Source organism: Anaeromyxobacter sp. PSR-1, assembly GCF_000964525.1.
Lineage (GTDB): Bacteria > Myxococcota > Myxococcia > Myxococcales > Anaeromyxobacteraceae > Anaeromyxobacter.
Genome location: NZ_BAZG01000025.1, coordinates 1 through 19828 on the forward strand (window position 1 = coordinate 1; position 19828 = coordinate 19828).

14 protein-coding genes are annotated in these 19828 nt (G+C 76.2%); 7 read left to right on the plus strand and 7 right to left on the minus strand.

All coding sequences use genetic code 11. The features are described 5' to 3' along the window. The first annotated feature begins 136 nt into the window (after positions 1-136). Complete coding sequence (locus tag PSR1_RS06495) at positions 137-874, plus strand: glutamine cyclotransferase (RefSeq protein ID WP_059436809.1); 738 nt, start codon at positions 137-139, stop codon at positions 872-874. On the opposite strand, the gene PSR1_RS06500 is transcribed toward PSR1_RS06495, so the two are convergent. Beyond that, a complete protein-coding gene (locus PSR1_RS06500) occupies positions 871-1812 on the minus strand; it encodes a LysR family transcriptional regulator (RefSeq protein WP_059436810.1) in 942 nt (313 codons plus the stop codon). The two genes, PSR1_RS06495 and PSR1_RS06500, sit on opposite strands and share 4 nt — an antisense overlap. Positions 1813-2061: 249 nt before the next feature. Between PSR1_RS06500 and PSR1_RS24450 the strand changes: the two genes are divergently transcribed. The 3 genes from PSR1_RS24450 (at position 2062) to PSR1_RS06515 (ending at position 5670) form a co-directional block, all read left to right on the plus strand. Next, positions 2062-2247, plus strand: a complete 186-nt coding sequence (locus PSR1_RS24450; RefSeq protein ID WP_237757848.1) for a hypothetical protein — start codon at positions 2062-2064, stop codon at positions 2245-2247. A 90-nt stretch (positions 2248-2337) separates the two neighbouring features. After that, the gene (locus tag PSR1_RS06510; RefSeq protein WP_237757849.1) at positions 2338-3339 is read left to right on the plus strand and encodes a prenyltransferase; all 1002 of its coding nucleotides are present in this window, start codon (positions 2338-2340) and stop codon (positions 3337-3339) included. 249 nt (positions 3340-3588) lie between these two features. Next, positions 3589-5670 carry a methyl-accepting chemotaxis protein gene (locus PSR1_RS06515; protein ID WP_059436812.1) on the plus strand — a complete coding sequence of 694 codons (2082 nt, stop codon included), beginning with the start codon at positions 3589-3591 and terminating at the stop codon, positions 5668-5670. Between the two features lie 75 nt (positions 5671-5745). Here the strand turns inward: PSR1_RS06515 and PSR1_RS06520 are convergent, their stop codons facing one another. From PSR1_RS06520 to PSR1_RS06530, 3 genes are read right to left on the minus strand one after another with little or no spacing between them, the layout of a single operon-like run. Next, on the minus strand, positions 5746-7035 hold the full coding sequence (locus tag PSR1_RS06520) for a porin (protein ID WP_059436813.1): 1290 nt from the start codon (positions 7033-7035) through the stop codon (positions 5746-5748). Positions 7036-7073: 38 nt separating this feature from the next. Further along, complete coding sequence (locus PSR1_RS06525) at positions 7074-7592, minus strand: cytochrome c3 family protein (protein WP_059436814.1); 519 nt, start codon at positions 7590-7592, stop codon at positions 7074-7076. Between the two features lie 26 nt (positions 7593-7618). Beyond that, positions 7619-9160 carry a flavocytochrome c gene (locus tag PSR1_RS06530; RefSeq protein ID WP_059436815.1) on the minus strand — a complete coding sequence of 514 codons (1542 nt, stop codon included), beginning with the start codon at positions 9158-9160 and terminating at the stop codon, positions 7619-7621. A 391-nt stretch (positions 9161-9551) separates the two neighbouring features. Between PSR1_RS06530 and PSR1_RS06535 the strand changes: the two genes are divergently transcribed. After that, positions 9552-11177 (plus strand): sigma-54-dependent Fis family transcriptional regulator, encoded by a 1626-nt coding sequence (locus tag PSR1_RS06535; RefSeq protein ID WP_059436816.1) that lies wholly within the window; start codon positions 9552-9554, stop codon positions 11175-11177. A gap of 123 nt (positions 11178-11300) precedes the next feature. Further along, a complete protein-coding gene (gene msrB, locus PSR1_RS06540) occupies positions 11301-11708 on the plus strand; it encodes a peptide-methionine (R)-S-oxide reductase MsrB (protein ID WP_059436817.1) in 408 nt (135 codons plus the stop codon). 29 nt (positions 11709-11737) lie between these two features. On the opposite strand, the gene PSR1_RS06545 is transcribed toward msrB, so the two are convergent. The 3 genes from PSR1_RS06545 to PSR1_RS06555 all read right to left on the minus strand — a co-directional run bounded on the left by PSR1_RS06545 (position 11738) and on the right by PSR1_RS06555 (position 16518). Beyond that, complete coding sequence (locus tag PSR1_RS06545; RefSeq protein ID WP_059436818.1) at positions 11738-12802, minus strand: hypothetical protein; 1065 nt, start codon at positions 12800-12802, stop codon at positions 11738-11740. Positions 12803-12824: 22 nt separating this feature from the next. Continuing rightward, on the minus strand, positions 12825-13724 hold the full coding sequence (locus tag PSR1_RS06550) for a DUF2167 domain-containing protein (protein WP_152643318.1): 900 nt from the start codon (positions 13722-13724) through the stop codon (positions 12825-12827). 172 nt (positions 13725-13896) lie between these two features. Further along, positions 13897-16518, minus strand: a complete 2622-nt coding sequence (locus tag PSR1_RS06555; RefSeq protein ID WP_059436820.1) for a M1 family metallopeptidase — start codon at positions 16516-16518, stop codon at positions 13897-13899. 126 nt (positions 16519-16644) lie between these two features. On the opposite strand from PSR1_RS06555, the gene PSR1_RS06560 reads away from it, so the two are divergent. Continuing rightward, positions 16645-19737 carry an Ig-like domain-containing protein gene (locus PSR1_RS06560; RefSeq protein ID WP_059436821.1) on the plus strand — a complete coding sequence of 1031 codons (3093 nt, stop codon included), beginning with the start codon at positions 16645-16647 and terminating at the stop codon, positions 19735-19737. The last annotated feature ends 91 nt before the right edge of the window (positions 19738-19828 follow it).

Consider the following 19828-nt stretch of genomic DNA (forward strand, 5'->3'; position numbering starts at 1 on the left):
GCGGCCTCACGGTGCTCGCCGAGCGCGGCGCCGTCCGCGCCCTCGGCCGCGGGCGCGCGCGCCGCTGGGTCGCGGCACCCGTGAGCGGCTTCAACCCGGCGTTGCTGCTGCCGCTCCCCCGCGCTATCGGGCAGGGATGAGCCCCGGGGCGAGGAAGGGCGCCGCGCGCGCGGCGCCGCGCGAGGACGTCGGCGAGGCCGAGGTGGTGCGCGAGTACGGCCCGTTCGACGGCGCCCCGGTGCACGGCGTCAGCTTCGACGGCGAGCGCGTCTGGGCCGCGACCGGCGCGAAGCTGGTCGGGTTCGACCCGGCGAGCGGCGAGGCGGTCCGCACGCTGGAGGTCGCGTGCGACGCGGGCACCGCCTTCGACGGCCGGCACCTGTACCAGCTCGCGGGCGACCGGATCCTGCGCCTCGACCCCGCCACCGGCGCCGTCCTGGGCAGCGTGCCCGCGCCGGCGGGCGCCGGCGGCTCCGGCCTGTGCTGGGCCGAGGGGAGCCTGTGGGTCGGACGCTACGGCGAGCGCCGGATCCTGCGGGTCGATCCCGCGACCGGCGCCGTCCTGCGCACCATCGAGTCGGACCGCTTCGTCACCGGGGTGACCTGGGTGGACGGCGAGCTGTGGCACGGGACGATGGAGGGCGGCGAGAGCGAGCTGCGCCGGGTGGATCCCGAGGGCGGCGCGGTGCGGGCGCGCCTCGCCATGCCGCGCGGCGTGCTGGTGAGCGGGCTCGAGTCCGACGGCGCCGGGCTCTTCTTCTGCGGGGGCGGCGCGAGCGGCAAGGTGCGCGCGGTGCGACGCCCCGCGCCCGCCGGCGGACGGACGGCGAGCCGGGCGCGGCGGAGCGGCCCCCGGCGCCGGCGCGGGCGCTAGGCCTGGCCGGACAGCGCCGGCCGGGCCCGCTCCACCAGGCCGTCCAGCCAGTCGATGACCGCCCGCACCCGGGGCGTGCGGCGCAGGTCGCCGTGCACGAGCAGCCAGAGCTCGTGCGGCGCCGGCTCCGGGCCCTCCAGCCGCGCCAGCGCCGGATCGCGATCGGCCACGAAGCGCGGGAGCACCGCCACCCCGAGCCCGAGCCGCGCCGCCTGGAGCAGCGCGGTGGTGCTGTTGCAGCGGAAGACGATCCGGCGCGACGGCGCGACCCGCTCCAGCCAGCGCTCCTGCGGCACGGCGGCGTGGCCCTCGTCGAGCCCGACGAACGGATCCGCCGCGAAGTCCACCGCCCGCGGCTTCCCGCCCAGCGTGGCGCGGCCGGCGTACAGCCCGTAGGCGACGTCGGAGAGCTTGCGCGTCACCAGCCCGGCGTCGCGCGGGCGGCCCATGCGGACGGCCAGGTCGGCCTCGCGCCGGGTGAGGTCGAAGGCGCGCTGGTCGGCGGCGATCTCGAGGACGAGCCCGGGGTGCCGCTCGCGCAGGACGCCCACCGCCGGGAGGAACAGGTGCGTGGCGAGGTGCGAGGCGGTGGTGAGCCGCACCGTGCCGTCCAGCGCGCGGTCGCGCGTGTCGGCGTGGCGCGCGAGCGCGAGCACGTCCTGCTCCACCCGCGAGGCGAGCTCGGCCAGCTCCTGGCCGGTGGTGGTGCACGCCCAGCCCTGCGGCCCGCGCTCGAAGAGCGCCAGGCCCAGGGCGCCCTCCAGCGCCGCCACCCGGCGCGCCACGGTGTTGCGGTCCACGCCGAGCCGCCGCGCCGCGCGGGCGTGGCTCCCGGTGCGCACCAGCTCGAGGAAGAACTCGAGGTGCCCCCAGTCCAGCCCCGCGCGTTGCTGCGCGGGGCCCGCGCCCCCCTGCGCGTTCAAGCCGCGCTTCGACATCCGTACATCCTCCACGTGCCGCGCAGCCCCGCGCGGCGAGCACGAGGGAGAAACCACATGAAGTCGCGAGCGTCACCCTCCACCGCAGCGCCCTCCTGGGGCGCCCTCTGGCTGACCGGCGGCCCGCAGGCCCTCGCCCCCCGGGTCCCCCCGCCGGCGCCGCAGCCGGCGCCGGCCGGCCCTCCGGCTCCGGCACGCCTGCCCGCCGCCCGCTTCGCGCGCGCCGCCCGGGGCTCGCCGGACCTCGCGGTGGGAGCGCTCCTCGCCGCGCTGTGGATCGGCCTGTGGGCCGTCTTCACGGCCGGCGTGGCCGGCGCGCTCGGCGAGGTCGCGGCGGGCTCGGGCGCGGGGTGGACCGCCTCGGCGCCCGGGACGGCCCACGCCCCGGCGGCCGCCGCGCGCCGGCCCGCGCCGCCACCCCGGGTGCGGCGGTGAGCGTCGGTCGGCGGGGGCCGGGGTCGCCCGCGGCGCCATGCCGCGCACCGCCGCCGCGCCACGGTCCCCCGGTTGATCGAAGCTGTGGGGGTGAGCACGCCATCGCCCCGTCTCCCGGGCCAACCCGAGGAGCTCGCCGCCGCCGGCGCCGTCCCGGCCGTCTCGGCGCGGAGCATCTGGGTGGACCTGCTCGTGTACCCCACGCACTCGCTCCCCACCGCCGCGCAGCCGGTGCTGGTCGGCCTGGGGCTGGCGGTGCACTTCGGGGTGCTCTCGCCCTGGCCGGCGCTGGTCGGCCTGTTCGGATCGTGGGTCATCCACGTGGCGGGGCTGTTCACCGACAACCACGAGCTGCTCCGCCTCCACCCGAAGCTCCCGGAGCACCCCGAGCTCGTCCACGCGGTGGAGACGGGCGCGCTGCGGCTCGCCACCCTGCGCCTGGCGGTGGTCGGCTGCCTGCTGCTGGCGGTGGCGACCGCGCCGTACCTCTACCGGATCGGCGGCGCGCCGGTGCTGGCGTTCGGCGTCCTCGGCGTCGTGACCAGCCTCTCCTACAACGGCGGCCCGTGGGCGTACGCGCGCCGCGGCCAGGCCGATCCGCTGTTCGTGGTGATGTTCGGCGTGGTCGGCGTGGTGGGCACGTACTTCATCCAGGCGGCCGCGGTGCAGGGCGCGCCCCAGCCGTGGCGGCTGCTCGCGTCGCTGCCGCTGCCGGTCTACCTCGTCGGCCTGCCGGTCGGCGCGCTCGTCACCGCGGTGCTGCTGGTGGACGACCTCCGCGATCACGAGTTCGACCGCGTGAAGGGCTGGCGGACCGGCGCGGTGCTCCACGGGCCCGACTTCAACCGCGTCGAGATCGCCCTCCTGCTCGCGTTCGCGTACCTCGCGCCGCTCGGCTCGTGGTTCCTGCTCGACCTCGGGCCGTGGATGCTCCTGCCGCTCGCCTCGGCGCCCCTGGCGATCGGCGCGCTCCGGACGCTCTTCACCGTGCGCGAGCGCGTGCGCCTCATCCCGCTCACGCCGCGGATGGCGCGCGTCGGGCTCGTCTACTCCGCCCTGCTCGGCCTCGCGCTGGCGCTCGCGCCGCGGTGAGGCGGGCCCCGGGCGCGCGCCTTCGTCACGTCCCTGACGCCGCGCCCGCGACGCGCTCGATCCGTCGCCGCGACCCCAGCCCGTCCACCCTGGGGCGCACGCCACTCGACCCGGGACGCGGGACGGCGGCGGGCGGCGCGGGTCCGGAAGCGCCCGGCGCGCGGCCGATCCGCCCGCCCGTGACGGGCTGGCACGCAGGGTGCTGGGACGCCCTCGGATGGCCGCGCCTCCCTCCGCCGGAGTCCCGACATGCGCCGCTCGCTCCCGGTCTCGACGAAGATCCTCGGCTCCTCCCTGCTCGCCGCGGGCGCCACGCTGGCGGCCGGCCTCGCCGGCTGGCTCGCGGCCCGGCGCGGCCTCGCCGATGGACCGGCCATCGGGCTGGCGGCCTCGGCCGCGGTCGCGGCGGTGATCGCGGGCGGCGGCCTGTTCGTGGCCCGCGTGGTCGGGCGCGCCATCCGCGCCATGCGCGGCGAGTCCGCGCGCGTGCGCGACGCGGTGCGCGCCGGGACGCTCACGGTGCGCGGCGCCGAGGGGCACATCGACCCGGAGTTCCAGCTCATCATCCGCACGCTGAACGAGACGCTGGACGCGTTCTCGACCCCGTTCGCCGCCACCGCGGAGGCGGTGGAGCGCATCTCGCGCGGCGACCTCCCCGGGCGCATGACGGCGCCGTTCGAGGGCGACTTCGACCGCCTGCGCGACGCGGTGAACGCGGTCATCGAGGTGGTGGAGCAGCGCAACGACGACATCCGGCACCTGGTGGAGGCGGCCACCGCGGGCCGCCTGGACGTCCGCGCCGACGTCTCGCGCTACCACGGCTACAATGGCGCGATGATCGGCCGGATCAACCTGCTCCTCGACACGGTGATCCGCCCGATCGAGGTCGCCACCGACCGCGTGGTGCGGCTGGCGGCGGGCGAGGTGCCGCCCGACGTGGACCTCGAGGTACAGGGCCGCTTCCTCGACCTGAAGCGCGGGGTGAACGCGCTGCTCGAGGTGGTGCGCCTGCGCAACGCGGACCTGGCGCTGCTCCTGCGCGCGGCGGCGGAGGGGCGCCTCGACGTGCGCGCCGATCCGTCGCGCTACCCGGGCCAGAACGGGGAGCTGGTGCGGGGGATGAACGCGCTGCTCGACGCGGTGGTGGCGCCGCTCCGCGCGGCGGCGGACGCGCTCGAGCGGCTGGCGCGCGGCGAGGCGCCGGCGCCGATCGAGGAGACCTACCGCGGGGAGTTCGACACGCTCCGCCGCAACGTGAACGCCTGCACGGCGGCCGTCGGCGCGCTCGTCGCCGAGGTGGACGTGGCCATCGAGGCCGGGCGCGCCGGCGACCTGGGCCGGCGGGGCGATCCGGCGCGGTGCCAGGGCGACTACCGCCGGGTGCTCGCCGGCGTGAACGAGATCCTCGACGCGGTCTCCGCGCCGGTGCGCGAGGCGAGCGACGTGCTGGCCCGGCTCGCCGCGCGCGACCTGCGCGCGCGCATGGGCGGGCGCTACCAGGGTGACCACGCGCGGCTCCAGCAGGTGGTGAACGGCACCGCCGGCGCGCTCGACGCGGCGCTCGGGCAGGTGGTGGAGGCGGTGGGCCAGATCTCGGCCGCGGCCGCCCAGATCGCCTCGTCGAGCCAGGCGGTGGCGGGCGGCGCCGCGGAGCAGGCCTCCGCCATCGGGCGCACCGGCGCCAGCCTCGAGGTGGTGGCCGGCCAGGCGCGCACCACCTCCGAGCACGCCGCCGCCGCCGACGGCCTCTCCGCCTCGGCGCGCGCGGCCGCGGCCGAGGGCGCCGCCACCGTCTCGCGGATGACCGCCGCCATGGCGCAGGTGCGCGGCGCGGCCGAGCAGACGGCGCAGATCATCAAGGACATCGACGAGATCGCGTTCCAGACCAACCTGCTCGCGCTGAACGCGGCGGTGGAGGCCGCCCGCGCCGGCGGCGCCGGGCGCGGCTTCGCGGTGGTGGCCGAGGAGGTGCGGTCGCTCGCGCTCCGCGCCAAGGAGGCCGCCTCGCGCACCGAGGCGCTCATCGGCGAGTCGGTGCGTCAGGCGGCGGACGGCGACGCCATCACCCGCGCGGTCGCGGAGCGGCTCGAGGTGATCCGCGCCGGCGCCGAGCGGCTCGCCGGGCTCGCGGCCGGGATCAGCGCCGCGGCGCGGGAGCAGGCCGGCGGCGTGGAGCGGATCACCGGCGCGGTGGCGGAGATCGACCGCGTCACCCAGCAGAACGCCGCCAGCGCCGAGCAGTCCTCGGCGGCGGCGGCGGAGCTGTCGGCGCGCTCGGGCACGCTGGCGGAGCTGCTGGGCGGGTTCCGGCTGGGCGGCGCCGGCGCCTGAGGGCGCCCGCGCCCGGACAGCCGAGGAGCGCCCCGCGGAGGAGGGCGGCCGGGGCGCCCCTCGTCCCCGCGCGCTCTACGGGGAACCCTTCGGCGCGCCGACGTTCGCCGTCGCCGCGAAGGTGTAGAGCAGGCCCACGCCGAAGCCGCGGGTGTCGCCGCCCGGCGCGACGGCGCCCGGCCCGCCCACCACGCCGTAGCTGGCGGAGCGGTCGTTCCGGGTCTCGTAGTAGGCGACGTAGACGTCCGCGGCCTTGGTGAGCGCGTACGAGTAGCCGGCGTTCCACTGCGTGGCGCCCAGGCCGTTGGTGGTGCACGCGCCGCCGCCCACCACCTCGCACTCGCCCGCGTCGGCCTGGCCGAACGAGCCGAACAGCTGGTGCGGGCCGAAGCGCTGCTGGAGGAGCGCGTAGTACGCGAAGCGCGCGTACTCGCGGACGGCGCCGGCGGTGCGGTCGTCGTTCTCGTAGGAGAGCCGCTCGCCCACCAGCGAGACGCGCGTCCCGGTGGGCAGCGACACCTGCGCGATGGCCTCGTGGCCCTGGTCGGTGGACGACCCGTTCGTCAGCGACACCGGGGAGCCGCCCAGCTGCGTGAGGCCGAAGTAGTCCTCGTGCCGCTCGTAGGCGTAGCGGAGCAGCAGCGGGCCGTAGGCCCAGCTCACCAGGGCCGAGTGGACGCTCGGGCTGATCGACGGCGCGGTGGCCGAGGCGGCGGTCTTCGTCTCGTTGGCCGAGTACGCGAGCCGGGCCGAGAGGCCGTGGAGCTCGGGCGTCCAGTACTGGATGCTGTTGCCCTGGCGGCGGTTGAAGGCCGCGTCGGCCTTGCCGTTCGCGCGGCCGCTCTGGGTGGTGGTGCCCGGGACGCCGAAGCCGGGGCTGGCGGTGATGGTGTTGTCGAACGGGTTCAGGCCGCGGACCGCGCCGACCAGCAGCACCGGGTACTTGTACGGCGTGTCCCAGTTGCCGAAGAAGGCGCGGCCGAACCTGCCCTTCACGCCCACCGCGCTGTTGCGCGAGGCCCACGCGTTCGGCGCGTCGCCGTCCGGGCTGACGGCGCTCTCCACCTGGAAGAACACCTGGAGGTCCTCGCCCAGCACGTCGAACCCGCCCTTGAAGCCGATGTTGGACGTGCCGGAGGTGAGGCGGAAGCGCTGCGGGATGGCGACGCCGGTGTAAGCGGCGTCGGCGACCTGGGTGGCGCCGCCGGCCGCGGGCGACAGGCCCGGGCGCGTCGGGTCGGACACCCGCGCGTTGTCGAAGAACGGCATGAGCGTGCCGTAGATGGTCACGTCGCCTTCCAGCGCGGAGGCGGCCGCGGGGAGGAGGAGCGCTGCGAGCAGCGCCAGGGAGCGTCTCGAGGTCATGTGCTTCTCCGTGTGAGGTCGTGGGTCACGGCGCGGCGCTACGGCACCTTGAAGTCGAACGTGTGGCAGTGGGCGCACCAGTTGACGGTCGCCTCGTGCTGGCGGTGGCAGACGGAGCACTCCATCTGCGGGCCCCAGTGCGGCGAGTCGTGCGGGTTCTCCGGCTTCACCGCGGCGGTCTTCTTCACCAGCTCGGCGGCCGGGCCGTGGCAGGCGAGGCACGCCTCGACGCTGGCCGGCTGCGGCTTCGCGGCCTTGCCGTGGCAGTCGGCGCAGCCGACGCCGGCGAGGCCGTGGCGGTGGCCGGAGGGGAGCTTCGCGCCGAGCGCCTTCGGGCCGGCGGGGTCGTGGCACCTGGCGCAGTCGGCGGCCTTCATCGCGCGGGTGGCGACGTGGCCGGGCGGCAGCACCTTGGCGGCGCCGTGGCAGGCGGCGCAGTCGCCGGGCCTCGCCTTCGGGTCGAGGCGGACCGTGGCGCCGGCGACGCGGGGCGCCAGGGTCACGAGGAGGGCCGCGAGCAGCGCCGGCCCGGACGTCTTCAGGAGCTTGGAAGCCATGATGTTCCTTTCGAGGAGCCGGAGGTTCACGCCCAGGCCTTCCCGCCGCCCGCGTTCCTGCCCGCGATCCGGCCGAAGACCACGCAGTCCGCCATCGCCACCGAGCCGAGGCGCACCGCGCCGTGCACGCCGCCGGTCACCTCGCCGGCCGCGAACAGCCCCACGATCGGCTTCATGTCGAAGCCGATGACGCGGGCCTCGGTGTCGATGACCAGGCCGCCCATGGTGTGGTGGACGCGCGGCCACAGCCGCATCGCGTAGAACGGCGGCGCGACGTTGGGCTTCGCGTCGGGGAAGATCATGCACCCGAGGTCCGGGTCGCTCTTCTTCTCCACGAACCCGTTCCAGCGCGTCACCTGCTCCAGGAACGGCTGCACCGGGATGCCGTACGCCTGCGCGATCGCCTCGAGCGTGTCGAACCTCCGGACCGCGCCGGCCTCCATGGCCTTGTTCAGGACCTTCGGCACCACCTGCTTGCCGACGTTGACCGAGTCGCCCAGGATCACGGCCGGGTGGCCGAGCAGGACGATCGCGTCCGCCCGCTCCTTGCGGTTGCCGGTCTCCTTGAAGAAGCGCTTGCCGGTCTTGGGATCGACCATCAGGCCGTAGCCCACGATGCGCTCGCAGACCTGGGGCACCTGCCCGAAGCCCTTCTCGTCCGGGCTCGTCCACGGGCCGAGCTGGATCCAGTCCATCTGCACGTCCATGGCGCCGGCCTGGCAGGCGGCGAGCAGCGCCTCGCCGGTGGCGCCCGGGTGGTTGGTGGACTCGAACTTGTCGGTGAGGCGGGGATCGTGGACCTGGCGGAGCTTCACGTCCTGCGAGAAGCCGCCGGTCGCGAGCACCACGCCGCGGCGCGCCTTCAGGAACGCCGGCTCGCCGGAGTCCTCCCTGGGCCAGGCGTAGCCCTTCCGCACCTGGAGCCCGAGGACGCGGCCGTCCTTCACCACCAGCCGCTCGAGCTTGGTGCGGAGGCGCACCTCCACGCCGAGCGATCGGGCCTTGGCGAGGAGCTTGTTGACCAGCTCCGAGCCGGACTGGTTCGCGGTCTGCACCGACCGCTTCACCGAGTGGCCGCCGTGGAAGTTGAGGCGGTTGAAGTTCGCGCCCACGTAGGTGCGCGACCACTCCAGCGCGGCGTTGGCGTTCTCCGCCACCATCCGCGCCAGCTCCACGTGGTTCAGGTAGGCGCCCGCCTTGAGCATGTCCTTCAGCATCAGCTCGGGCGAGTCCTGGACGCCGGCGTCCTTCTGGAAGGCGTTCGCGGGCGCGGCGAAGTCGCCGCCGTTGATGATCGAGTTGCCGCCGTGCACCGGCATCTTGTCGAGCACGAGGACCTTCGCGCCCGCGTTGCGCGCCTCGATCGCCGCGGTCAGGCCGGCGAAGCCGGTCCCGACCACGACCACGTCCACGGTCTCGTCCCAGCGCTTCGGGACCGCGCCCGCCTCCGCCGCCCGGGCGGCCCCGGGGATCGCCGCCGCGGCCGCGCCCGCCAGCGCCGCGGCGCCGCCGGTCGTCAGGAACCTCCGTCGAGACAGATCCGTCCCGCCCTTGCCGTCGTTGCCCATCGCTCCTCCAGGCGACGCGCCAGCGCGCCGCGTTCGTGTGCGCCGCGGCGGCGCGCCCCTGGCTCCGGCGCGCGCGCGGCGAGGGCGGCTTGAGCACCCCACGTGCCACGCGGGGTCCCCCGCGCCGCTCGCGGACTTCACGGGTCTTTCTTCCGGGGCCGGCGCCCGCGCGTCGCTCGTTTCGAGAACCGATCGCTCGTTTCGAGAAGCGGCTGCGACCGTCGGTCCGCGCGTCCCTGCCGCACCTCGCGCGGCATCGCGCCGCATGCACGGAAGGTGGACCGCGTCGGCACGTGGAGTCCTGCGACCTCACGCCCCTTTTCGCGCGCCGGGGCGCGGCGCATCACTCGTCCCGAGAAGCGGACCTCTCGTTTCGGGAAGCGGGGCGGCGATGCACATCGAGGACCTCGACCTGCGGGAGATCCTCTCCTTCGACCCCAAGGGCGGCGTGATCCGCTTCATGGGGCAGCGCGCGGTGCTGTTCGACGCGGTGGCGCTCGGCCTGCTGCGCAAGGAGCTCATCGACGCGTTCGGCACGTTCGCGGCCCGCGGCGTCCTGACGCGCTTCGGCTACGCGCACGGGTGGCGGGTGGGCGAGGCGCTCGAGCACGAGCACCCGGATCTCTGGAAGGAGGGGAAGGCCGGCCCGTTCCTGCCGCCGCTCAAGGGCCAGTTCATCCTCGGGAAGAACGTGCGCACCGACGGGCTGGGCGACGCGCCGCTGGTGGAGACGGTGTGGAGCCGGTCCTACGAGGCCGAGCAGCACCTCCTGCACATCGGCCTGTCCGAGGACCCGGTTTGCTGGACCTCGGCGGGCTTCGCGAGCGGCTACCTCTCCTACAAGGAGCGGCGCGAGGTCTACGTCATCGAGGACCGCTGCGTGGGCAAGGGCGACCCCGAGTGCCACATCGCGGCGCGCTTCAAGGAGCGCTGGGGCCCGGAGCTGGAGCGGCACCTGCCCTACTACCACATGGAGTCGATCGACCACGCGCTGCACGAGGTGTCGAGCAAGCTGCGGCGCACGGAGCGGCGCCTGCGCGAGCGCCAGCAGGAGCTGGAGCGGCTCGCGACCTGCCCGGACGAGGTCACCGGGCTGGTGGCGCGCAGCGAGCCGATGCGCCGGGTGCTGGAGCGCGCGCGCAGCGTGGCCCGCACCGGGTCGTCGGTGGTGGTGACCGGGGAGAGCGGCGTGGGGAAGGAGGAGGTGGCCCGCCTCGTCCACCGCTCCTCCGACCGCGCCGCCGGGCCGTTCGTGGCGGTGAACTGCGGGGCGATCACCGAGACGCTGCTCGAGCGCGAGCTGTTCGGCCACGTGAAGGGCGCGTTCACCGGCGCCGAGACGGACGGGCTGGGGCTGTTCGAGGCGGCCGGCGGCGGCACGCTCTTCCTCGACGAGGTCGGCGAGGTCTCGCCCGCCATGCAGGTGAAGCTCCTGCGGGCGCTGCAGGAGCGCGAGGTCCGGCGCGTGGGCGACAGCCGCTCGCGCAAGGTGGACGTGCGGATCATCGCGGCCACCAACCGCGACCTCGCCGCCGAGGTGGCCGCCGGCCGCTTCCGCCAGGACCTCTACTACCGCCTCAACGTCATCGAGCTGCGCGTGCCCCCGCTGCGCGAGCGCCCCGACGACGTCGTGCCGCTGGCGCGCTGCTTCCTCGCGAAGCTCTCGCGGAGCGCGCACCGGCCGGTCACCGGCTTCACCGCCGAGGTGGCGGACCTCCTGGCGCGGTACCCCTGGCCCGGCAACGTCCGCGAGCTCCAGAACGCGATCGAGTACGCGGTCGCGCTCTGCGCCGGCAACCAGGTCGGGGTGGACGACCTGCCCGAGGCCCTGCGCCACGCGCCGCCCGCCCCGGCGCGGCCGGGGCTGATCCGGCCGCTGCACGAGGTGGAGCGCGAGCACGTGCTCGCGGCGCTGCGCACCGCGGGCGGCAACAAGGTGGCGACCGCGGCCGGGCTCGGGATCGGCCTCGCCACGCTCTACCGGAAGCTGAAGGAGTACGGCGAGCCGGCGTCCTAGCGTCCCCGCACGGACCGCCCACGCGCGGGGCGCGCGGGCGCCGGCGCGGTTACGTTCCTGGCGACGTGACGCGCGCCTACCCACCGCGCGCGAGGTCCGCCCGCGAGGTGCCCCGAGGTGCCCATGGAAAAGCTCGTCCTCTCCGACGCCGAGTGGCGCGACCGGCTCACGCCGGAGCAGTACCAGGTGCTGCGCGGCCACGGCACCGAGCCCCCCGGCACCGGCTGCTTCCTCGGCACGCACGAGCCGGGGACCTACGTCTGCGCGGGCTGCGGGAACCCGCTGTTCCGCTCCGGCGAGAAGTTCGAGTCCGGCACCGGCTGGCCCTCGTTCACCCGGCCGGTGTCGGAGGACGCGGTGGTGGAGGTGCACGATCGCTCGTACGGCATGCGCCGCACCGAGGTCCGGTGCGCCCGCTGCGACGGTCACCTGGGCCACGTGTTCCCGGACGGTCCGCCGCCCACCGGGCTGCGCTACTGCATGAACTCCGCCGCCATGCAGCACGTCAGGGACGGCGAGGGAACGAAGTAGGCCGCCTCGGGTTCCGAGAGCGCCGGGCGTCAGCCGAACGCGCGGAGCGGCACGTCGCAGTCCGTACAGCGCGTGGTTCCCGGCACGAAGCACGCCCTACAGGCCGGGCACCAGGAACCGTCGCGGGCGTCGCGCTCGGGTGGGCGAGAGAGATCTCGTTCCTCCATCCCGGCGCGCTTCGCCGACGCGACGATGACCTGTACGCGCCGGGCCAACGCCTCGGCGAGCACGCCGTCCGCGAGCTCCAGGCTCGCCTTCGCCCGGCCGAACTCCGTCGCGGCGAGCTCGCGTGACGCTTCGGCGGGAAGCACGGCCGCCGCCGCCTCGAGCGCGGGTCGGGACCCCGCTTGACGGAGCGACAGGTGGAGCAGCGGGTGCAGCGCCGCCACGGGCCAGAGCACGAGCCAGCTCGCCTGCGACACGGCCTCTGCCCGGCTTGCCCCTCCTGCGCGGGCGTACGCGACGGCGAGCGCCAGCTCGAGGAGGAGCAGCAGCGCGAGCAGCTCGACCCCCGTTCCCGGTGGAAGGGTGAGCCCACCGTACGCAACCAGCGCGCCGAGCCCGAACGTCCACAGGAACAGGAGCGTGGCGACCGCCCTCAACCCGCGCCGGAGCCAGCGCTGTCGCGCGCGAATCTCGGCGAGCCCGGAAGCCGCCGCCTCTGGCTCGCTCGCGGTTCCGAGTCCTGCCTTCAGCGACCGGAGCGCTCCCGCGAGCTGCGCCGCAAGGTACGGCTGCGCCGCCACGACGAGCGTCCGTCCCCGCGAGCGCACCTGCTTGCCGACGGCCTCCGGGTCGACGGCCGCCCACGGGAGGCAGCTCACGTCTCCCTCACGGATCGTGACGAGATCGAAGCGTCGCTTCGGATCGAAGGCCAGCAGCGCGTCCCGGGTCGCGAGCCAGGGCAGGTTCATCACGGCGATGGCCTCCGCCGCGGGCGCGAGCCCGAGGTGGCGCAGCCCCGGGCGCAGCAGCCGGAAGCCGCCGCCCCAGGCCGACGACAGGTAGAACTGCCCGCCCCGGATCTCGGCCAGCCCGTCGAACCAGTAGAACACCGCGATCCAGGGCAGGATGTCTGCGAGGAGCGCCTGCATGGGCGATCACGGCCCTCCGCGATCAGCCATCGGAAGGCGCCCCCCCGGAGCGCGGCTTCCGGGCGAAGAGGCTCTTCACGGTGCGCGCGATGCCCGCGCCCAGCGCCACCAGCGCGACCGCCACCGCCTTCCAGGCCTTGGCGATGAATCCGCCGAGCGCCGCCAGGAGGCCCGTCTTCACCGCGGCGGCCCCGGCTCCGGCCGCGACCAGCGCCGTCAACCCGTACGCGGCGACCTTGTCGCCCGGGACCCACTCCGCGTACGTCTTGCCGCGCTTGAAGCTGAACCCCTGGATGACGGCGTCGACCTTGGGCTTTGCGTTCGCGATTCCCGCCGGATCGTCCACGTAGGTGACCGACATGACGCCCTCTCGCCCCAGCAGCCGGACGTTGTAGTTCACGACCTCCTCACCGTCGTCGGTCTTCCCGCGGATCGCCCAGGTCAGGTTGTGGGAAGCCTGGTCGTAGTGGGGAGCCTCGGCCCAGCCGACGACGTGAAGGGCGCTTGCCCCGGTCTTCTTCCGCTCCTTGTTGGCGGCCTCGGTCGCCCTCTGGATGTTCTTCAGGAGCGCATCCGCGTCGATGGTGTTGCGCTCGTCGTCCTTGACGAATCCGATGCCCTGCCACTCGAGGATGACGAACCAGCTCTCGCCGTCCACGGTCGGGACGACGAGCCCCACCTCCGAGCCGTGGGTCGGGTTCCCCATCTCGCGGAGCAGGCGTTGCGTGTCCTCCTCGCCGGCCAGCGCCAGGCTGTCGCCCAGGGCGATCTCGCCCACGTCCTTTCCGACGTCCGCCGTCGCGGGTCCGCGCGTCCAGTTTACCGGAGCTTCGGCCTTCTCCTGGGCGTGGGCGGGAGCGGCGGTGCTCACCGCCAGGGCCGCGACCAGCACGCCGAGCCTGCGCAGAAGTCCCTCGTTCATCTCGCCGCCCTCCCGGGGCACGGGGATGTGCCGGCGCGCAGGCTAGCACTGTGCGAGCGGGTACACGAGCAGTGACGTCCCCGGCGGCCGGTGCTCGGCGCCGCTCGCGTTCACCCGCGTCGCCTGGTGTCCCACACCGGCGGCGGTCGGGAGGCGAGGTGGTCGGCCGCCGCTACCGCGCCAGGAACCGCGCCACCGCGGGCCCGTTGCGGGCGCGGGCGGCGCGGCAGGCCCCGGCGTCCTCCAGGGCACGGGCCAGCGCCCGCGGCGCCCCGTCGAACGCCTCGGCGCGGGGACGAAGGAACGCGGCGACCTCGCCGGCGCGGCCGGGATCGCAGGCGAGCCCGGCGGCCTGCTCCACCAGCCACGACCCCTCGTCGCTCCGCAGCCGCGGCGCGATCGCCTCCCAGCGCGTGCGCAGGAGCTCCCAGGCGCGCCAGCGCGTCTCCCGCCCGGCCAGCGCCACGCGGAGGATCGCGGCGGTGTCGCGGAGGTCCTCCGCGCCGGAGGCGACCAGCGCCAGCGCGCGATCGACGAGCGCGGGCCGCTCGAAGCGCCCGAGGATCGCGAGCAGGCGCGCCCGGTCGGTCCGGTCCCGCGCGCCGCGCGCCGCCGCGAGGATCCGGTCGAACAGCGCCGCGTCCCCGGTGCGCGCCGCCACCTCCAGCGCCGGCCAGGCCGCCTCGGCCGGCACCGACCGGCGGTCGGCGAGCCACCGCCGCGCGAGCCGCGCCGCCTCGCCCGCGAGCGCCGGGTCCTCGCCCTCGCCCGCCACCCGCGGCAGGAGCAGCCGCCGCAGCGCCGTCGCCTCGTCCGGCTCGCCGCGCCGGGGCATCCAGCCGATCGCGCGCGCCCGCGGCCCCCAGGTCTCGCGCACGAACGCCCGCCAGCGCGCGTGATCGGCGGCGTCGAGCCACTCCGGCTGCGCCAGCCGCGCCAGCTCCAGCGAGGCCTCCACCTGCAGCCCGTCCTCGCTCCCGGCGAGCGGCGCCACCAGGCCGAGCGCCGCCTCGGGCGGGAGGTCGCCGCGCCGCGCGAGCAGGGAGGCGTCGGTGGCGAGCGCGAGCCGCTCCGCCGGCGCGAGGTGCGGCCAGAGGCCGGGGAGCGCCGCCGGATCGAGCGCGGTGAGGTGGTACCCGGTCCCGCCCGCGTTGGGCCAGAGCCACTCCGGGCAGAACGGCAGCGCCACCTCGCCCTCGGGCCCGTCGCCGCCCACGAGGCCGCATGCCGTCTCCACCCGCGCGCCCGCGCCGGCGCGCACGCAGAGCGGGATCGACCAGGTGGCCGCGGGGTCGCGCGCGCCGGAGGCGAGGAAGCGCTCCTGGCGCACCACCGCCGCGGCGCCGCGCCCGTCGCAGCGGACCGCGGCGCGGACGAGCGGCACGCCCGGGCGCTCCAGGAAGCCGCGCAGCGAGGCGGCCACGGCCGGCGACGAGCGCGACGCCAGCGTGGCGAGGAAGTCCTCGGTCGTGGCGGTGCGGTGCGCGTGCGCGAGCAGGTGGTCGCGCAGCACCGCGCGCCACGCCTCGCGCCCCAGGAACCGCTCGTACATGGCGGCCACCGCGGCGCCCTTGTCGTAGGTGATGGCGTTGTCGAACGCGCCCTCGATCTCGTCGCGCGAGCCGACCGGCTCGCGCAGGCGCTTCGCCGCGGCGAGCACGTCCGCCTCGAGCGCCGAGGCCCGGCCCTCGGCGCGGCGGCGGGCGGTGCGCCGCCAGGCCGGCTCGAGCGCGTCCACGACCACCGAGTCGAGGAAGCTGGTGAGCGACTCGTTCAGCCAGGTGTCGTCCCACCAGGCCATGGTGACGAGGTCGCCGAACCAGTGATGCACGAGCTCGTGCATCGCGATGGTCGCGTAGCGGAGCCGCCGCTCGCGCGTCTCCTCCGCCGGCGGGATGAGCGTGAGCGGCTGGCCCAGCGCCACGATCCCGGGGTGCTCCATGGTGCCCCAGAAGCGCGGCACCACCGCCACGTCGCACTTCTCGTAGGGGTACGGGACGCCGGTCTCCGCCTCGATGAGGTCGAGCATGCGCGCGGTGACCGAGGCCGCGTAGCGGGTCTCGCCGCCGCGCCCGCGCGGCACCACGAAGCGCACCGGCACGCGGGCCGCGCCCCCGGCGCCGCCGTCCACCAGGTCGAACGGGCCCACCACGAACGCGACCAGGTAGGAAGGCAGCGGCCGCGTCTCGGCGAACTCCACGCGCGTCCCCCCGCCGTCCGGGGCCTCGCGGGCCGCCGGGGTGTTCGCGAGGGCCCGATCCCCCGGCTTCACCGTCAGCGAGAGGCGCCAGGGGATCTTGAAGCCCGGCTCGTCGAAGCACGGGAAGGCGCGCCGGGCGTCGGCGGGCTCGAAGAACGTGTACGCGTACCAGCGCCCCGCCTCCGGCACCGCGTACAGGCCGCGGCTCCGCACCCGGTCCACCGCGCCGGCGAACGCGATCTCCACCGTCGCCTCGCCCGGCGGCTGCGGGGCGTCGGGCACGAGGCCGAGCAGCCCGCCGTCGGCGAGCACCGCCCGCGCCGGCCGGCCGCCCACCCGCGCCTCCTCGATCTCCAGCCCCTCCGCGTGCAGCCAGACCACGCGCGCCGGCGCGTCGAGGACCACCGGGTAGCGGACGCGGCCGCGGTAGCGCTCCGCGGCGGGATCGAGGGTCAGCGACACCTCCCCGCGGACGGGCCGCACGCCGGCGGGGAGCCGCAGCGCGGGCGGGACCTCGCCGGCGGGGAGCGGCGGCACGGCGGGGGCGGCGGCGGCGAGCGCGGCCACGGCGAGTGCGAGGGCGGGGATCGGCATCGCACCCATTAGCACCCGGCGCTCGGGTCGGGCCAAGTGCCCGACAGCGGCCTACCCCTGTCCCGGGCCTGCCGCTCGACCGCGCGCACCCCCCGTGTACACTGCGCGCCTCCTCGGAGGACCCGCATGCACCGCACTGCTGCCTCGCCGTCCCTCGCCGTCGCCCTCGCCTCCGCCCTCGCGCTCGCCGGCTGCTCCGGCGGCGGCGGCGGCGGCGGCGGCGGCGGCAGCCCCGGCGCCCCGTCCTGCGCGCTCCCCGCCGCGACGTCGCTGCAGGTGGTCGAGTCCTCGCCGGCGCAGGGGGCCGACGGCGTCTCGGTGAACGCGACGGTGCGGATCCGCTTCAACACCTGCGTGGACACGTCCACCCTGCCCTCCGCGCTGTCGTTCCGGCGCGGGGCGACCCCGGTGGCGTTCACGCCGGCCTACGACGCGGCCACCGCGACCCTGGTGCTCACGCCGGCGGCGCCGCTCGCGCTCTCGACCTCGTACGCGGTCCTGATCCTGCCCACCGCGCGCGGCGCGCGCGGCGAGCCGTTCAGCGGCTGGGTGCTCGGCTTCGACACCCGCGGCGCGCCGGACACGGTGCCCCCGACGGTCGCCGCCGACCCCGCCGGCGGCCACTTCAACCACCCCGTGGACGTGACGCTCACCTGCGCCGACGAGCCCGGCGGCTCGGGCTGTGCGCAGACGGTGTACGCGGTGAACGGTGGCGCCGCGCAGACGTACGTCGGACCGGTGCGCCTCGAGGCGAGCGCGACCCTGAGCTTCTTCGCGCTGGACGGCGAGGGGAACCGGAGCACCACCGGCACCGGCACCTACGTCATCGACGTCGATCCGCCCGGCGTCGCCTCGGTGTTCCCGCCGGACGGCGCCACCGGCGTCGCCCTGGACGCGGTGCCGGCGGCCGTGTTCGACGAGGACATGGATCCCGCGACGGTGACCGCCGCCCGGCTGACGCTCTCGCCGGCCCAGGCGACCGGCGCCGCCTACGACGCCGCCACGCGCACCGCGCGCTTCCCGCCCGACCGCCGCCTCGAGTGCAACACCGCCTACACCGCGACGCTCGACGCCGGCGTCACCGACCTCGCCGGCAACGGCCTGCCCGCCGCGGTGTCCTGGACGTTCACCACCGATCCGGACTGCGTCGAGCCGGTCACGACGGCGAGCGTCACCGACGGCGTGTACGCCGCGGCGCAGCAGGTCACGCTCACCTGCACCGACGCGGGCGGCTCCGGCTGCGCGCGCGTGGTGTACACCACGGACGGCAGCGTGCCCGCGCCGGGCAACGGCACGGTGGTGGAGGGCGCCGCCGCCGGGCCCATCGCGGTCGGCGAGGGCGAGACCGTGCTCCGCTACTACTCGGTGGACCGGGCGGGGAACCGCGAGGCGGTGCGCCAGCAGCGGTACTCGGTGTCCACCTCGGGCTTCACCTACGTCGCGACCGCCGGGGGCATCGCGCGCGGCGCCGGGCCGGTGCCGGCCCGGTTCGTGGCCCTGGGCGGCGCCGGGTGGACGTACGCGTTCCACCGGGATCCCGTCACCGGCCGCCTCTGGCGCGCCACCGAGCGCGGCGTCGCCGGCTCCGACGACGGGGCCGCGTGGTCGCTCACGCGCCTGGTGAGCCCCGCGGGCGGCTGGAACCTCCCCGGCCGCGCGGTGTGGGCCGAGGGCAGCCTGGTGCTGGCCGGCACGGAGGAGGGGCTCTACCGATCCGTGGACGGCGGCGCCACGTTCGTCCCCCTCCTGCAGCGCACCGTGGACGGCAACGACGCCTGGGTGACGGCGATCGCCGGCGCCGGCAAGGACGTGTACGTCGCGACCTCGCTCGGCCTCGCGGTCTCGCACGACCGGGCGCGCACCTTCGCGTGGACCATCGCGGACCGGGCCGTCGCCGACGTGGCGCTCGATCCCGGCATCGGCGACGTGTTCGCCGCGACCTCGACCGGCCTGCTCCGCTCCACCGACGGCGGCGCGACGTTCGCCGGGCTCGACACCGGCACCGTCCCTGCCCTCCCCTCCGCCGACGTCCGCGCCATCGCGGTGACCGCCGACCGCGTGTACGCCGCCACCGCCGCCGGCCTCGCCATCCTGGGCCGCGACGCGACCGGCGCGCCCGCCTCGGCCACCTCCGTCGCGCGCCCGTGCCCGGCGGGCGAGACCTCGATCCTGGACGTGGCCGTCTCCGGCCAGGCCGTCTGGGTGGTGAGCGGGCAGCGCTACTGGTCCGGCTCCACCGACGCCTTCTGCGCCTCGACGGACGGCGGGGCGACGTTCGCGCCGCGCTGGTTCGTGGCGCCCGACCGGACCACGGCCATCGCCTCCACGGTGTACGCCGAGGGCGCGCGCGTGTACGTCGGCTACGCGCCCGGCTTCTACCTTTCCACCGACACGGGCGCGAGCTTCCGCTCCGCCGAGCTGCCCGCCGGCGGCGTGCGCGACGTCGCCGCCGCGGGCGGCTCGCTCTACGCCGCGCTCGACTCGGGCGTGGCCGTCTCCACCGACGGGTTCCGCACGTTCGTGCTCCGCACCAAGGCGGACGGCCTCGGGGACGCGGGCGTCGAGGACCTCGCGGCGGTCGGCGCGCGCGTCTACGCGGTCACCACCTTCGGCCTCTCGATCTCCTCCGACGGCGGGGCCCACTTCGCGCCGCCCGCGACGCTCACCGATCCGTCCATGGCCGCCTGCGTGGCCGCGCCGGACGCGAGCACCGTGTACCTCGGGCAGATGTCCTGGCTGAAGGTCTCCACCGACGGCGGCGCGCACTTCACGCAGCGGCTCCCGCCCGCCGGCTCGACGAGCTACCTCTCCGACACGGTCGGCGTGGACGCCCGCGGCGGCACCGTCGCGGTGGCCGCGCGCGACACGGTGTTCGTGTCCACCGACGGCGGCGCCACCTTCGCCGAGCTCGGCGCGGCGGCCGGGCTGGCCGCGCCGAGCGGCTCCACGCTGTCCCTGCGCGGCGTCGCGATCGCGCCCTCCGGCGCGATCCACGTGGCCTCGAACGTGGGGCTGTTCAGCTCGACGGACGGGGGCGCCACGTTCGCGCCGGCGTCCGGCGGCCCGGCGTGGCTGGAGGCGGTCTCCGCGGGCGGCCCGGCGCTCTACCTCGGCGGCGACCTGCTCCACGTCTCGACCGACGACGGCCTCACCTTCGTCTCGCGCAGCGAGGTGGACGGGCTGCCCGGCCGGCCCGGGCCCGCGGTGTACGTCCCCTGAGCCGCAGCGCGCGGCGGGGACGCGGCGGAGGGACCGGCGCCGTGCCGGCCCTCCCCGCGCCCCCTCCCTCGCGCGAGCGCTAGCGCTAGCG